Source organism: Halorubrum sp. 48-1-W (assembly GCF_003287355.1).
GTDB lineage: Archaea > Halobacteriota > Halobacteria > Halobacteriales > Haloferacaceae > Halorubrum.
Genome location: NZ_QMIM01000050.1, coordinates 1 through 15685, shown reverse-complemented (window position 1 = coordinate 15685; position 15685 = coordinate 1). Strand labels below are relative to the sequence as shown.

Genomic DNA, 15685 nt, shown 5'->3' with positions numbered 1-15685 from the left:
GTTTCGATTGCGTGGGCCTGTGGACCGAGCGTCGAACGTGTTTGAGAACCGTGCGGCGTTGACGAGACGCTCTGCGTCTCGTCCGCCGATAAGAGCTTCGCTCTTGTGAACGCTGTATCCCCTCCCTACTCACTCGCTTCGCTCGTTCGTTGAGGAAGGGGCCTTAGCGCCTCAATTCAGGTAAGCCATTAATCGTTGGTAAGAGGTTCATACTAATATCCTCGCGATGTAACTCTGTGGGTGTAGTGATAAAATGACAGACATTCAGCGGCGGAAATTCATAAAGCTCGGTACAGGCACGGTTTTGGCCCTCGGCGGTGTCGGGACTGCGGGAGCGAGGGGCGGCCCGCCGCGTGACGGTGAGACGATTGTCGATGTAGCAGCAGAAGCCGATGACTTCGACATACTCGTCGAGGCGGTTGGGGAGGCGGAGCTCGTTGATACGTTGAGCGGCAACAGACAGCTGACCGTGTTCGCGCCGACCGATGAGGCGTTCGAAGAGTTAGCCGAAGAACTGGATGTCGAAGTAGCGGATCTACTGGAACTCGATGATTTGGAGGAGATCCTCCTGTACCACGTGACAAGCGGGCGTCGGTCCGCTAATTCTGTCGTCAACGCTCCACGAATCGAGATGTTGAACGACGAAACCGTCGGTGTCGATGGGACCGTCCTGAACGACGGTCAGGCCGAAATCGTCAATATCGACATTGAGGCCTCCAACGGGATCATCCATGTCATCGACGGAGTGCTTTCACCGGAATAGTTTGATTTGACAGTTTCGAATCCCCACCCCGACTGTGCGAGATGTACGCACTGTGTTCGGCAGTACATTCCTCTCAGAACCCCATGCAGCGATGACAGTTCATGGACACGGGGAATGAGCTGTCTGTATACTGTGTATAGGCGGGAGAGAGCCATAGAATTATGCCGTCCGGTCACCTAACAAGAAGGATGGCAGATACGAAAAACGACCGAGAACAGCAAGCCTCTAGCGAAGAACAACGCCAGCGAGAGATTACCGAAGCGCGTGTCCGTGCCGAAGAAGTTGAACCATCTGACGATACAGCAGATGTGCCCGGTGAGACTCGACGCGAAGATAGTGACAGCCCTGACTCGTCTCGCCGGTGCCACCGTCGCGGTTGCGACAAGCCAGCGACGTTCAAAGTTCTCGAACGGTATCAGGAAGAGACAGGTCACGGCGCAGTCGAAGCAACGGCCGTCTTATGTCAAGAGCATACTGACGACGAGAGCCCGACAAACCTGGATCTCGCCTACGAAGACTACGTGTTTCGGGTCACGCCCCTCCCGTCAATGGGTGAGACTGACACCGCTTGATATCCTCCCCGCCCTGAAGGGCGAGATTTTAGCCTTGTATCTTCCATAATCACACAACGGTTCAAGTCCGAAGTAGTTCTGTGACGGGAAATCAGGGGATCTCACTGAGTAATGGTGCAAGATAGGAGCGGGAGTCAGTCACCGTGGTCACGGTCGGTGAGCGACGTTCTTGAACAACGCGGGGTATCCAAAGACGAGGGACTGACCGAAGAGGAAGTCGAGCGCAGACGGGAACGGTTCGGTCCCAACGAGCTGCACGAAGTCGAACAGCGACGTTGGCTAGCGGTTCTGATAAGCCAATTTACGAGTGTCATCGTCCTTCTGCTCGCAGTCGCGGCCGTGGCGGCGTTCGTGATGGGTGACGTTATCGAAGGAACCGCGGTTCTCGCTGTGCTCGTCATCAACGGCGCTATCGGCTTCGTCACCGAGATGCGAGCCATCCGCTCGATGGAGAGCCTGCAAGAGATGACGGAAATCGAAACCAGGGTCCGTCGAGCCGGTGGCGATCAAGAAATTTCGGCAGAAGATCTGGTTCCGGGAGATATCGTCATTCTCGATGCAGGTGATATCGTTCCGGCCGACCTGCGGGTGATAGATCCGTCCAGACTCCAGGTAGACGAGTCGGCTCTCACCGGCGAATCCGTTCCCGTCGGGAAGACGAGCGAGCCTCTCGATGAGGACGTGCCCCTTGCCGAGCGGGAGAACATGCTCTACAAGGGGACGTACCTGACGCGAGGGACCGCTGAAGCGGTCGTTGTCGCCACGGGACCGGACACGGAACTGGGGCAGATATCGGCATCGCTCCAAGAGACAGGTGAGAAGAAAACGCCACTCCAGGAGAAGCTCGACGACCTCGGACAGAAGCTCGTTCCATTACTCCTCGTGGTGGCGGCTATCGTCCTCGTGTCCGGATGGCTCAGGGGGCAGGATCTCTTCTTGATGGTCGAAACGGCCATCGCGCTGGCGGTTGCGACAGTGCCGGAAGGGCTCCCCATCGTCGCCACACTCGTGTTGGCGAGAGGGATGTGGCGGATGGCGGACCGCAACGCGCTCATCAGCAATCTGGCTTCCGTCGAGACACTCGGCTCCACAACCGTCATCTGTACTGATAAAACGGGAACGTTAACGGAGAACAAGATGACTGTGGCCGCCTACGAGCTGGCGAATGGCTCGGTGGAGGTCACGGGGACTGGACTCGACACCGATGGGACGTTTCAGCACGGTGGCCAAGAGCAAGACGAGCCACAGGACCCCGCCATGCAGGAGGCACTCAAAGTGGGTGTCCTCTGTAACAACGCCTCCGTAACCGAGGAAGACGACGAGGTGAACGTGACGGGCGATCCGATGGAAGTCGCCCTCCTGATCGCCGGGGTGAAGGGAGGGCTCGACCGGGACGACCTCCTCGAATCGCTACCGGAAGCCCGGGAGGTGTCGTTCGATCCGGCCGTCAAGATGATGGCAACGTACCACGACTCCGACGGACGGTACACGGTAGCGGTAAAGGGAGCTCCGGAAGAAGTCGTCGACTCGGCTTCTCGGGTGGTGACGGGAGAGGACTCCCGGGAGCTATCGGCGGCCGAGAAGGACGAGTGGATCGAAAAGAGCGAGCGAATGGCCGAGGACGGGTTACGCGTTCTCGGACTCGCCCGGAAAAACGTGGATCGTACGGAGGGGTCGCCGTACCAGGATCTGTCCCTTATCGGGCTCGTTGGGTTGATCGATCCGCCGCGCGAAGAAGTCAGATCGACTATCCAGCGGTGTCAGGACGCGGGGATGCGAGTTGTCATGGTGACCGGCGATCACGCGGGAACAGCGAAAAATATCGCCCGGAGCGTTGGACTGGCAGACTCGGCCGACACCGAGGTAATCGAGGGCCGTGAACTCGACGACGTCGAAAACCTCACCCAGGAGGAGCGGGACCGGTTCGTGAACGCCCCCGTCTTCGCGCGAGTCAATCCCGCAAATAAGCTCGATTTGATCGATGTTCACCAGGCAGCAGGTTCCATCGTCGCGATGACTGGCGACGGCGTCAATGACGCGCCGGCACTCAAGCGAGCCGACATCGGCGTAGCGATGGGTCAGCGAGGGACGCAAGTCGCCCAGGAAGCGTCGGATATGATTCTACAGGACGACAACTTCGAGAGCATCTATCACGCCGTCAGAGAGGGGCGAATCATCTTCAGTAACATCAGGAAGTTCGTCTTGTATCTCATGTCGTGTAACGTCAGCGAACTGCTCGTCATTCTGATCGCCGCGCTCCTCGGCTTCCCACTCCCGTTGCTCCCCCTGCAAATTCTCTTCCTCAACGTCGTGACCGACATCTTCCCGGCGTTCGCGCTCGGAGCCTGTGGCGGCAGCAACGACATCATGGACCGCCCACCTCGGGATCCAGAGGAACCGATTATGACGCGAACCAACTGGACCGAACTGGGGCTGTTTGGAATACTGATTTCAGCTACGGTCATCGGTGCATTCGTAATCGGCGGTGGGATGTACGCCGGCGGTATGGACACCGATGAGGCCGTTACGATTTCGTTCCTCACACTGGCCTTCGCCCAGCTCTGGCACGTGTTTAACGTCCGGGATATCACGTCCGGTCTCGTCAGGAATGAAGTCACGGAAAACCTGTACGTGTGGGGAGCACTGGGGCTATCATCGGTGATCCTCTTCGGCGCGGTCTACCTGCCCGGCATCTCCCTGGCACTGGGCACTACTCCTATCGGGTTCGAGGGGTGGCTGCTCGTGTTCGGGATGAGTCTATTACCTCTCGTGCTCGGACAGATAGAGCGCGAATTCCGACGGCACTCCGAGGCATCCGATTCGTGACGATGATCGAAACCAACATTTTCGGTGGACTACAACGACTGCTGTCGCTCTCCGGAGCCTTGACATCCTCCCCGCGCTGAAGCGCGAGGATTCCTTCGTGGGGCGTCGGGCCGTTCCGTCAGCCCCCGAAGGCAACTTCCTCACCCCGCGTGGTGAGTACTGGGTTCGTGCGCTACACGTCGGCCCTCAAGCGAGGGTATGGCATATTCGGCGTCCGAGAGGGACGCGGTATCCGCTTGTGCCGTACCCGATACCGCCTGAACCGAGGCGTCCGAATAACGGGCAACCACCCACGGTTGGAACGTGGGCGGACACGGGTCGTGCCATCAACCGTACTCCGCCGACGAAGGCGGAGTGTAACCGCGAACGGGGCGTGTTTTGGTATGCTGTCGCCCCCTCGTTTGCGCGGTCGTTGCCGACCGTCTCCAGTGACGGGTAGGGGTACTGTGAGGACGGCGAACGAATCTCAACCACGTACTCCCCACCGGGTTTTCCGGTGGTGGGCGTGGAACCGTCCGTGTCAGCGGGAAGCGACCCCGTGTCTTCCGATTGAAAGTGTACGCGAGTTGTCTTACCGTCAGGTACGACCCGGGCTACTTGATAATGTCGGTTGTAGAGGGTTTGTCGGATTCATCCCCGCCCTGAAGCACGGGGCTTTCTCCTCGCACTTCCGTAATTATGTACACAACTCCTATGTGGTCAGTCGAGGTATTCCCAGTGACGGGTGAAGATATGAGTCCACTCTATTCGCTTTTCCTATGGAACAATAGTTCTCCCCTACAGCAACTCCCCGTACAGCTTCCGGTCTCGCTCGACGTGGTCGTCGTACTGGCGATCATCGCCATCGTCTTCGTCCTCTTCGTTACCCAACCGGTTCCGATCGACGCCACCGCGGTCGGCCTCATGGTCGCACTCGTCCTCCTCGGCGAGTGGACCGGAGTGTCACCGGAACAGGGCGTCTCGGGGTTCTCGAACCCCGCGACGCTCACCGTACTTGCGATGTTCGTCCTAAGTGAAGGCGTCCGACGGACCGGCGTTATCCAGATCCTCACGCGGAAACTGATCGCGTTCGCCGGGGATAACGAGTTCCGGCAGTTGCTCGCCACGGTCACGCTCTCCGGGCCGCCGGGCGGGGTCGTCAGCAACGTCTCGGTCGTCGCCGTGTTGATACCAGCGATAATGAACCTCGCTCGGCAAACGAAGACGTCGCCCTCGAAGCTCCTGATACCACTGTCGTTCGCCTCGATGCTCGGCGGTATGCTCACCGTCGTCGGGACGATAACGAACCTCCTGGCGAGCGAGGTGTGGGTCCAGGTGGGCGGTCCCGACGCACAGCCGTTCTCGCTGCTCGAGTTCACGCACCTGGGCGCCATCGTCTTGCTTGTGGGGATCGTGTACCTGCTCACCGTCGGTCGGTACCTCACTCCGGAACGGATCAAGCCGGCAGAATCACCCACCGACGCGTTCGGAATGACCGACTACCTCACCGACGTAGTCGTCATGGAGGACTCACCGCTCGTCGGTTCGCGGGTCGGGGAACTGAGCGAGGAGGATCTCGACCTCGACGTGTTCCAGATCGTCCGTGGCAACCGGACGCTCGCCCGCGGACTCGGCTCGGAACGGATCCAGGCCGGCGACGTCCTCTCCGTCAGGGCCGACCAGGAAACCCTTCAGGAGGTCATCGAGCACGACCACCTCCAGCTGTTACCGGAGGTCATGGAGGCAGCCACAGAGGACGATGTGCCACTCCCGCCCGGCTTCTCCCCACGGCGTCACGGTTGGGGGTCGTTGGACGCGGAGCGAAGCGACTCGCTCGCTCAGGATGAGGCGTCTAACGAAGACACGGAGGAGGACGGTGACGAGACGGCCGAGGAGGACGGTGACGAGACGGCCGAGGAGGACGGTGACGAGACGGCCGAGGAGGACGGTGACGAGACGGCCGAGGAGGACGGTGACGAGACGGCCGAGGAGGACGGTGACGAGGAGGCCGAGGAGGACGGTGAAGAGACGGCTGAGGAGGACGGCGACGGGGAGATCGAACTCACCGAAGTCGTGTTATTGCCCGGGGCTTGGTCGAGTCGACGTAGCGCTGTCGCAGACTTCGAAAGCGACTACGACGTGACAGTGCTGGCGATCCGGCGCGGCGACGAGGTGATCCGCCAGCGCCTCCGGGAGGTACGGTTACAGGCAGGCGACGTCATCCTCGTCAAAGCGCCCGACCAAGTGATCGATCGTATAGCGAGGGACAAGAACGTCGCCATCGCGGGCGAGGGCAGATGGGAGGATTTCGACCGATCGAAGATCCCCATCGCGCTGGGGATCCTCGCCGGTTCCCTCGGACTCGCGGCACTTGACGTCCTCACGCTCATGGTGAGTGCACTGACGGGCGTCGCGGCGATGTTCTTCACCGGCATCCTCACACCCGAGGACGCATACGAGGCTATCGACTGGGAGGTGATCTTCATGGTTGCGGGCGTCATCCCGCTCGGTATCGCAGTCGAGGCCTCTGGCACGGCGGACCTCATCGCCGACCTCGTCGTCTCCGCAGGCGTCCTCCTGCCCGTGATCGCGGTCTTGGGACTGTTCTACCTTGGGACCGCGGTCATCACGGAAATGGTCAGCAACTCCGCCAGCGTCGTGTTGCTGTTGCCGATCGGGGTCGAGGTTGCGAGCCAACTCGGCGCCAACCCCTTCGCGTTCGCAATGGCCGTGACCTTCGCGGCAAGCACACCGCTCCTGACCCCCGTCGGCTACCAGACGAACCTGATGGTCTACGGACCTGGCGGGTACAAATTCACGGATTTCGCACGCGTCGGTGCGCCATTACAATTGATCTTGACTGTCGTCACGACAGTCGGAATCGTATTCTTTTGGGGAGTATAACCCGGTGAGCGTGGAGAACTAGTAGCGATACCGCGCCGCTCAAAGCCGCATCTGCTAGGTGGTTACGCCCGACCTCCCGACAGGAGATCAGACCGTTGTCCACCGGGTATTCCACACGTCAGTCGTGGGTCACCGACCCGGCGACCGGGAGGTGAACGACGAACACGGCGCCTTCGGGCTCGTTGTCTTCGACCCACACGTCGCCGTCGTAACTTTCCACAAGCGACCGCACCAGATACAACCCGATCCCTGCCCCCTCGCTTTCGAGACGCCCCTCGTCTTTTCCGAAGATCATCCCTTTCTGTGTGTCGGGTACTCCCGGGCCGTTATCCGCGATCCGTATCTCGACCAGATCTTCTGCTGTCGTTGTCGTGACGGTTATGCTCGGGACCTCCTTGTCGTTGTGTTGGATCGCGTTCTGTAACAGGTTCCGAAACACCGACCCCAGCAACTCGTTTCCGACCACCCGTACTCGCGGAAGCGATCCCTCAACGGCGATCTCAGCGTCCGGATACAGCGACCGTAGTTCATCGATCTGTTGTTCGAGCGGTCGGGCGAGCACGATCGGTCGCGTCTCAACGTCGGTTTGAAGCAACAGCTCAGCCAACTTCCGTGCCGTCCGTAGCAGTCCCACCGCGCTCGCCGTGCTCTCTTGGACGGTCTCCAGATACTCTCGCCCCTCCTCATCGACGTGTTCTACAGCTAACTCCGCAGACGCCCGTACGAGTTGGAGGTCGTTGCGGATGTCGTGGCGGACGACCTCACTCAGCGTTTCGAGGTTGTCGCGCTGCTCTTCGAGTTGGGTTTGGGCCTCACGGAGGTCAGTAATATCCTCGTTGACGGCCACGAAGCGGACGATCTCACCGGCCTCGTTCGTCACGGGCGAGATCGTCTGTTTCACGGTATAGCGGGTCCCGTCCTTGCGTTCGTTGATGATCTGGCCTTCCCACACGTCGCCGTTTAGAATGGTTTCCCAGAGCCTCTCATAGAACGCCTCGCCGTAGACGCCGGACTGGAGGATACATGCGTTCTCTCCGATCGCCTCGTCCGCAGTATAGCCAGTCTGGGCTTCGAAGGCCGGGTTGACGTATTCGATCGTTCCGTCGGTGTCCGTCCAGTAGATCGCGCTTCCAGTGTTCTCCACTACTTCCCGAAACGTGTGGACGTTTTTCGCGACCGCCATCACACCCGTGATCGTCCCGGAGTCGTCGACGATCGGTGCGGTCGACATACTGAGATACAACGGATCGCCGTCTCTCGTCCGCCGTTCTAATTTGAGCTCGCTAAACGACTCTCCGGCGAGCGAACGTTCGAACTTCCGTTCGAACTCGGTCGATTGCCCCTCTGTATATAACTCGAGCGACTGAATCCGTTCACCGATCACCGCCTCCGTCTCGTAGCCGAACACGTCTTCGGCGGCCTCGTTCCACAACTGGATCGTTCCCTCCGCATCGACGGCGAGGATCGCATCCGGGGAGGCGTCGATGACTGCTTGCAGTCGCCGTGTCGTCTCTTCGAGGGTCCGTTTCCGCTCTATGCGTTCGGTGATATCTCGAGCGACAACGAGATGTTGGTTTGGCGCGATGTTAGCGGTGGCAGAGTATTCTACCTCTCGTTCGATACCGTCACACCCAACGATCGTCAGGTAGTCCCGGTGGCTTCCAGCGTCCTGTAACTCGTTCCATGCGCGGTCGAAATCGAAGGTGTCCAGCAGAAATCCTTGGAAGGACTGGCCAAGCAACGTCCGCTGTTCCAGTCCCAAGAGATCGCCCGCTTCCGGATTCGCATCGATGATCTGCGCCTCGTCGTTGAGGATGAGTATCGCGTCGTTAGCCTCTTCGAAGGCTGCCCGGTACTGGTCGCGGGCTCGCGTGAGCTGTGTGAGTTCTCGATCGAGTACCGAATCGGTCTTTCGTGGGATGGTGAACGCCATCGTCGTTCCCTCGTCCGTGACTGTGGCCTCGATAGAGCCACCGTGGCTGGTGGCGATCCAGTGACACAGCCAGAGGCCGAGCCCGCTCCCGTGGGTCAACGGCGTCTCGGTTCCCGTTTCGAGCACGTCCGCTTCGTGGCTGGGCATCCCCGGACCGTCGTCGGAGATCCGGATCTCGACAGCGTTCGGGACGGTTTCGACCGAAACGACGATGCTTGGGGTCGGACCGCTATGCTTGGCAGCGTTTTCGATCAACTCCTCCAGCGCTCGTTCGAAACTCGGCAGCACGGCGGCAGTAACGTCGTCGTCGGATTCGATGGTGACTGATGCGTCCGGATAGTCCCATGTGACGGTCTCGACAACGCTCCGAACGAGCTCCGGGATGTTGGCTGGTTTGCGCTCGGAGTCTGTGGCGGCGATCTGGTCCAACTCGCGGGCCTTCTCGCTCAAATCAAGCAACTTGTCGACGTTATTGAGCACCAGCTCACTGTACGGTGAATCCTGTAATTCGTCAGCCATCAGTTGGGTGAACCCACGGATGACGGACATGTTGTTTCGGAGGTTGTGTCGAAGCACCCGATTGAGGACGAGGGAACGGTTCGTCTGTCTGGTGAGGTCGGCTTCGTGCTGGCGTTGTTCGAGTTCGCGTTCGAGCAGTTGGGCGATGAGTTCGGCAAACAACATTTCGCCGTCGCTGAACCGTTCTCGTGGATCCTCGGCGACGAAACACACCGTCCCGTAGGGTTCGCCGTCGACTATCAGTGGGGTGCCGTGATAGCAGTGTAAGCCGTGGGCTTCGAACGCCGGATCGTCGGCCCACCCCTGGTTCGGCGCGTCGGTGAGTGCGATCGGGGAGTTCTCTTCGATCGTGTGACGGCAATACGTCGTTCCCAGATCGAGCTCTAAGCCCGGTGGAAACGTACCGTCCGGTGTGTCGGTACTGACGATCGCCTCCCAGTGATCGGTTTCCTGATCGATCCGTGTGAGATGTCCGTTGTCCGCCTCGAGATACCGCTCTCCGAGTTGGAGCGCTTCACGGGCTTTCCGTTCGAAGGGGGATCTCCTTTCGGACGATCTCGTACAGTTCTTCTCTGGCCGTTCGTGTCGTTACTGTACTATCAGTCATGTGATCTCGCCACGTCCGCCGTTGTGTGCGTCGAGTTCACGGCGTTATCGTCACCTCGGTCGGTGATTCGACCGTAACGTGATACCCTGCGTACGCGAACGAGAACGGTCGGTGAACCGGAAGTCTGAGGGTGCTTGGCGAACAGTTCTTCGAGAGAGTCCGGATCGATCCACTCCGTCAACGGTCCGTGGCTGGCCGGGTCGGACTCGGTGAGCGTGGCGATCGCCCGGACGATCGTCACCGTAAGCGAGCGAGGCGGGTCCGCGTCGTCTTTCACGAGGTAGGTTCCGTCGTCCGCGTCATCGGTGGTTCCGTCGTCCGCGTCATCGGTGGTTCCGTCGTCCGCGTCATCAGTGGTTCCGTCGTCCGCGTCATCGGTGATCGATAGTTCCTTCTCGGATAGTGGACGGTCCGGTTCCTCGAGACGGGTTCCGTCGCCGTTTTGATGGTCGAACGACTCTGTAGCCATCTTGTAACGAGACAGGATCGACAGGAACAAAAAATCCGTAGTTGTTTTTATAACTGTCATATTCAATAGTAGTAATATGAATAACTCCGATGGGTCGGAAGGCACACGTGACTCGCCGGAGGGCCGCGAGACGACCGTCGTTCTGCTCGTGGACACGTCCTCCGCCGTTGAACGACACGCCGTCGAACTCGAACGGGAGTTCGACGACGTCGTCACGGTGGGGACCGCCGAGGACGCGCTCGGTCGGTTGTCGACGGAGCCCGTCGACTGTGTCGTGAGCACGTACGAGCTACCCGATGCGAACGGGATCGAACTCCTGGAACGGGTCCGGGTGGAGCGTCCGACGATACCGTTCGTGCTCTGGCCGGATTCGGGTAGCGAACGCGTCGCAAGCGAAGCAGTTGCGGCGAACGTCACCGGATACGTCCCGCGACGCGGGGACGGCCCGATCGAGTACGGACCAATAGTGAGTTGTATACGGGATGCGACGACGACTCGCCCGGACTCGACGGGACGCGACGGGGTCAGTGGAGCGATCCGCCTCCTGTCCGAGATCTGTGGTGATCTCGTACACGTCGAGACGAGAGCGGAAGCGTTTCGACACACGATCCAACGCGTTTGCGAGTCGACCGGGTGGGACTACGCCGAAGTGTGGCGGCTGGACGACGGTCACGGATCGCTGGTTCTGGAGGCGTCGTGTCCGGATACTCCGCAGTTCACGGAGTTCGCGAGGATGTCGGGTTCGATATCGTTTCGGCCGGACGAGGGGTTACCCGGTCGCGTCTGGGCCACGGCGTCCGAAGAATGGATCTCGGACATCTCGGCCGTCCCCGCTCGAGAATACGTCCGTACCGTCGCTGTCGAGGAAACACCCCTCAAAACGGCGTTCGGTGTGCCAGTACACGATGGCGAGTCCGTAGACGCCGTATTCGTGTTCTACGCGACGAACGAACTGTCGGTCGAGAGCCCGTTACGCGCCATCGCGAACGCCGTCCAGGACTTCCTGGACGAGTTCCCCAGTACACCCCACGTGTCCGAGGGGGACGGCACGGGGTCCGAGTGGCCCGCCAGTTTCCAGGACGACGGGAGCGCCGACCGATCACGGGAGTCCCCCTTCCGCGTCCTCGCAGATCACGTCGACGTAACGCTGTGGATGGCAACCGCTGATTTCGACGAGGTCGTGTACGCGAGTTCGAACTTCGAACGGATAACGGGGGTCGCTCCCGACGAGTTTCGAACGGACCCGCGTTCACTCCTCGAGGTCGTCCATCCGGACGATCGAGGGACGATGGAACGCGTCCTGGATCGATGTGCCGAAACGGGGGAGTCGTACGAGGTGGAACTCCGGATACTCACCGCGACCGATCGGGAGCGCTGGGTGCGAGCGACGGGAGAACCGGTCAGGGTGGACGGCGAGATCCGGAGGGTATGTGGGGCGATCCAGGACATCACCGAGCGCAGGAACCGTGAGCGGGAACTCCGTCGTGAACGGGAACATCTCCAACAGACTGAACGGTTGGCACAGTCCGGCGGATGGCTGTACAACTGTGAGACCGAGTCGATCCGGAGAACCGACGGCGTACGTCGCCTCTTCGGATTTTCGGACGACCACGACGACCTCGAAGAGTCGTTCGAATACTACCATCCCGACGACCGTGATTCGCTCATTCACGCGTTCGAGCGATGTCGGCGAACGGGGAAACCGTACGAGATCGAAGCGCGGATCGTTACGCCACAGGGCGACGAACGATGGATCCACGAACACGGCGAGCGGATAACGAAAGACGGCGTCCGGAGGGTCCGAGGCGCGGTCCGTGATATAACGTCCCGGAAACGGTACGAGAACGCACTGGAGGACGTGAATACGGCCGCTCGTGACTTGTTGACGGATGAAACGGACGCCGAGATCGCCCATACCGTCGTTGACACGGCCACGAGCGTCCTCGATGCGACCGGCGTGACGGTGTACTTGTACGACGAAGAGCGCGAAGAGCTCGTTCCAACTGCCGTCTCCGAGGAGATCGGGCGACTCCTCGACGGTATGCCGCGCGTTTCCCCCGGCGACAGTACCGTATGGGACGTGTTCGCCCGCCAGCAACCGGTCCACTACGCTGACGTGCGAACCGCCGACCACGTGTCCCGCGTCGACACGCCGATCCGGAGCGAGTACGCTCAGCCACTCGGCGAATACGGCGTGTTGGTCGTCGACGATACCGAGATCGATGCGTTCAGTGATTTCACACGTGACATCACCACGATCCTCGCGTCGACCGCGAAGGCGGCATTACAGCGTGCTGAACGGACACGACTGCTCCAGCAACGGGAACGGGAATCACAGCGGCAGGCACAACGACTCCAACGGGTCGAGCAATTGAACGAGCAGATCCGGTCGATAATCAAAGCCATCGTACAGGCGGGGTCACACGAGACGGTCAAACAGATCATCTGTGACTCGCTTGCCGACCACGCTCACTTCGAAGCCGTCTGGATCGGCGAGCCAAACGTCGCGACGGACGAGGTGGCCAGCATCGCGACGAGTGGCCCTATCGATCAGTATCTGCGATCGGTTTCACTCGAGACACACTCGGAGAACACGCTTCCTACAGTACAGGCGATCCGAAAACGGGCGCCGATCGTTGAAGCAAACCTCGCAACACGTCCGTATCGAGACGACTGGCGGAATTCAGCGTTGCTCTACGGGTTCCGGTCAGTGATCGGTGTGCCGTTGATATACGGGGACGTTCTGTACGGAGTTCTCACGATTTACAGCACCCGTCCACGGGTGTTCGATGAGTCGACGGTGTCGGTGCTCACGGAACTGGGAGAGTTGATCGGTTACGTGCTGAATTCGATCACACAGCGACACGCGCGTCTCGCCGATGAAATGGTCGAGCTACGGTTCGTACTCGACGGAGCGGACGACGTGTTCGTCGAAATGGCATCGCGTCTGGACACGTCGATCCACCTCGAAAGCATCAGTACACGAAACGAGAACCGGTTTCTCGTTCATTTCACCGTGTCAGATGCGGACCCGGAGGACGTGATGGCGGTGGCTGATTCCGTCCCGTCGATCGAACACGTCGAACTGGTCGCTGATACTCCAGCGTTGCGCTTCGAAGCGATAACGTTGGGCGAGTGTGTCGGAACGCAAATCGAACGATTAGGGGCGCATCTCCGGACCGTGACTTTCGACGAAGGCTCCTGTGAGCTACGGGTGTTGATTCCACACGACCGAGACATCGAAACGTTCGTTCGACACCTCAACGAACCGTATTCTCACGCCGAACTCGTCGCCCACCACAACAACACGGGGGGAACGTCGACGGCGTGTCGCTGGCTACTCGAGGAGCACCTCACCGATAAGCAGCAGGGCACGCTACAAGCCGCGTACTTCAGCGGATATTTCGATCAAACGCGGAAACGAACGGGAGGTGAGATCGCGGAATCGTTGGGTATCTCACAGCCGGGGTTCGCGAAGCAACTTCGGGCAGCTGAATACAATCTCCTTTCGGCTTTGTTGGAGTAGAGACGGGACGACGAACGGTCGATTAGTCGGATTTATTACTACTTCTCGTGAAGGATCGGGTCATGAACGCAAGAAAACTGCTCACTACGATCGGTGCGGGTGTCACGTCGTTTCTCCTCGTCTCCGTCTCGATCATCGAACTCTTGAATATAGAGTTTTCGGCGATCGTCGGTCTCCCTGTCGGGTTGCTCGTGGGAGTTGCCGTGTCGGTTGGGCTGTGGATCCGCGGAGACGAATTGAGTCTCGGCATTCGCCGAGCTCTGACTGCGTACGCGGCGTTCGGCATAGCGTTACTCGTGTTTCTCGCACTCAGATACGTCCACATCGGGCGAAGCGTACTCACACTCGAAGCCATCGTTGGTGGCAGCCTCGCCGCCGTCGTGATCGTCTACGGTACACTCTTTTTTCACGACCGGAACCGATCGTAGACCCCGGGGCGGATTCGAACCGCGAGGGCTTCGCTACGCTCGCCCTCCGGGATCGCACAGTCTTCGACTTTGCTCACCGCCGACTTTGCTCACCGCCGACTTTGCTCGGTACCTGCCGGGCGTGCGGATCCACACGGTCGCCGTTCCGGGCGGGCTTTCGATTCCCGGTGGAGCTGAGCTGGGGAGCTACCGGAAGATACGGGAACACATCGTCTGGGCTACCGGCTACAGCGTCTTCGCCATCCCGCTCGCGGCGGGTGTGCTCGCTCCAGTCCGAGTTCACCAACGCGCAGTTCCTCCGGCGTGTCGATCCGGACCTCCCATCACTCCCCGGCGTCTCTTCATCAGCAAGTCCTCGTCCCGCGGACTAGCATATCTCGAGGGACAACATACCCATTGTCAACGGAAATCCGAACTTGGAGACGGAGTGTCGTGAAGACTAATTCAACACCCAAAACTGATAGTTGAGATACGTGGCAAAGGAGACCCACAGGAAGTATGGAACGAGTAGGAGGGACGCACGTCGATCAACTCTGTTGAAGGCCCACATCGTTGCCACGATGAGGGTCCAGAGGACGAGGATGACAGCCAGACCGAGGCCGATCGCTTGCCTTCCGAAAAAGACGGCTGACCAGCCCAGATTGAACGCAAAGTGGAGAGCAAACACGCTGCCTGCCAGACGGACGGCCTGGGGCGACGAATCGGCCTGTCGCCAGACCAGCCACAGTGCGATTCCGATGAGTGCGAACAGGATCGTCCACACGGGGCCGAACACCCAGCTCGGTGGCGCGAGTTCAGGACGCTGGAGCGTTCCATACCACTCGCTGAGCCCTTGAGCGGTAAAGATGGCACCAGAAGCGCCGACGATCTCGACGGTTAGGATGGCAACTGCAAGCGCGAGAAGCGGGCGAGTACGAGCGAACTGGCTGGTCTTAGCTCTGAAAGAGGGCATACTGTCTGATTCAGGTCCCGCCCGCAAATACGTATGTGCAACAGGCCGGCTCTGTTGAAATCCTCAGCAAGTGATATTTTCTGCTCCGATTGCGGTCAATCCAGGGGACTCACGAATCGCTCGGTATCGGTGAGCCACGTGCTGACGCATCTTCAGTACCTCACAAAGCATCCTCGGCTAGCTGTTTCTGAAGCCTGAGTTCCACGG

The 15685-nt window shown here is 59.9% G+C and carries 9 protein-coding genes and 2 pseudogenes; 7 read left to right on the top strand and 4 right to left on the bottom strand.

Annotated features, from left to right (window positions below; genetic code table 11):
* Window positions 1-253: 253 nt before the first annotated feature.
* The 4 genes from DQW50_RS17050 to DQW50_RS17035 all read left to right on the top strand — a co-directional run bounded on the left by DQW50_RS17050 (window position 254) and on the right by DQW50_RS17035 (window position 7044).
* Window positions 254-763 carry a fasciclin domain-containing protein gene (locus DQW50_RS17050; protein ID WP_112080458.1) on the top strand — a complete coding sequence of 170 codons (510 nt, stop codon included), beginning with the start codon at window positions 254-256 and terminating at the stop codon, window positions 761-763.
* Between the two features lie 188 nt (window positions 764-951).
* Window positions 952-1335 (top strand): hypothetical protein, encoded by a 384-nt coding sequence (locus DQW50_RS17045; RefSeq protein WP_112080457.1) that lies wholly within the window; start codon window positions 952-954, stop codon window positions 1333-1335.
* Window positions 1336-1491: 156 nt separating this feature from the next.
* A complete protein-coding gene (locus DQW50_RS17040) occupies window positions 1492-4161 on the top strand; it encodes a cation-transporting P-type ATPase (protein ID WP_198664715.1) in 2670 nt (889 codons plus the stop codon).
* Window positions 4162-4893: 732 nt separating this feature from the next.
* Window positions 4894-7044, top strand: coding sequence for an SLC13 family permease (locus DQW50_RS17035; RefSeq protein ID WP_112080455.1), 2151 nt, complete (start codon window positions 4894-4896; stop codon window positions 7042-7044).
* Window positions 7045-7162: 118 nt separating this feature from the next.
* Here the strand turns inward: DQW50_RS17035 and DQW50_RS18750 are convergent, their stop codons facing one another.
* The 3 genes and pseudogenes from DQW50_RS18750 to DQW50_RS17990 all read right to left on the bottom strand — a co-directional run bounded on the left by DQW50_RS18750 (window position 7163) and on the right by DQW50_RS17990 (window position 10572).
* Window positions 7163-8977 carry a PAS domain-containing sensor histidine kinase gene (locus tag DQW50_RS18750; protein ID WP_343125691.1) on the bottom strand — a complete coding sequence of 605 codons (1815 nt, stop codon included), beginning with the start codon at window positions 8975-8977 and terminating at the stop codon, window positions 7163-7165.
* A pseudogene (locus DQW50_RS18745) lies at window positions 8966-10006 on the bottom strand (ATP-binding protein); the annotation flags it as partial. The gene DQW50_RS18750 and the pseudogene DQW50_RS18745, both read right to left, overlap by 12 nt.
* An 89-nt stretch (window positions 10007-10095) precedes the next feature.
* On the bottom strand, window positions 10096-10572 hold the full coding sequence (locus DQW50_RS17990; protein ID WP_157964896.1) for a HalOD1 output domain-containing protein: 477 nt from the start codon (window positions 10570-10572) through the stop codon (window positions 10096-10098).
* Window positions 10573-10648: 76 nt separating this feature from the next.
* On the opposite strand from DQW50_RS17990, the gene DQW50_RS17020 reads away from it, so the two are divergent.
* The 3 genes and pseudogenes from DQW50_RS17020 to DQW50_RS18900 all read left to right on the top strand — a co-directional run.
* Window positions 10649-14098, top strand: coding sequence for a GAF domain-containing protein (locus tag DQW50_RS17020; RefSeq protein ID WP_112080452.1), 3450 nt, complete (start codon window positions 10649-10651; stop codon window positions 14096-14098).
* 62 nt (window positions 14099-14160) lie between these two features.
* The gene (locus tag DQW50_RS17015) at window positions 14161-14526 is read left to right on the top strand and encodes a hypothetical protein (RefSeq protein WP_112080451.1); all 366 of its coding nucleotides are present in this window, start codon (window positions 14161-14163) and stop codon (window positions 14524-14526) included.
* A gap of 184 nt (window positions 14527-14710) precedes the next feature.
* Window positions 14711-14897: pseudogene (locus DQW50_RS18900) on the top strand (copper transporter); the annotation flags it as partial.
* A gap of 68 nt (window positions 14898-14965) precedes the next feature.
* Here the strand turns inward: DQW50_RS18900 and DQW50_RS17005 are convergent.
* Window positions 14966-15478: a TspO/MBR family protein gene (locus DQW50_RS17005; RefSeq protein WP_112080450.1), complete on the bottom strand. Its 513-nt coding sequence runs from the start codon at window positions 15476-15478 to the stop codon at window positions 14966-14968.
* Window positions 15479-15685 lie beyond the last annotated feature (207 nt).

Coding starts and splice junctions, on each gene's coding strand:
- DQW50_RS17015 (WP_112080451.1), top strand. CDS start 14,161: ATGAACGCAAGAAAACTGCTCACTACGATCGGTGCGGGTGTCACGTCG.
- DQW50_RS17035 (WP_112080455.1), top strand. CDS start 4,894: ATGAGTCCACTCTATTCGCTTTTCCTATGGAACAATAGTTCTCCCCTA.
- DQW50_RS17045 (WP_112080457.1), top strand. CDS start 952: ATGGCAGATACGAAAAACGACCGAGAACAGCAAGCCTCTAGCGAAGAA.
- DQW50_RS18750 (WP_343125691.1), bottom strand. CDS start 8,977: ATGGCGTTCACCATCCCACGAAAGACCGATTCGGTACTCGATCGAGAA.
- DQW50_RS17020 (WP_112080452.1), top strand. CDS start 10,649: ATGAATAACTCCGATGGGTCGGAAGGCACACGTGACTCGCCGGAGGGC.
- DQW50_RS17005 (WP_112080450.1), bottom strand. CDS start 15,478: ATGCCCTCTTTCAGAGCTAAGACCAGCCAGTTCGCTCGTACTCGCCCG.
- DQW50_RS17050 (WP_112080458.1), top strand. CDS start 254: ATGACAGACATTCAGCGGCGGAAATTCATAAAGCTCGGTACAGGCACG.
- DQW50_RS17990 (WP_157964896.1), bottom strand. CDS start 10,572: ATGGCTACAGAGTCGTTCGACCATCAAAACGGCGACGGAACCCGTCTC.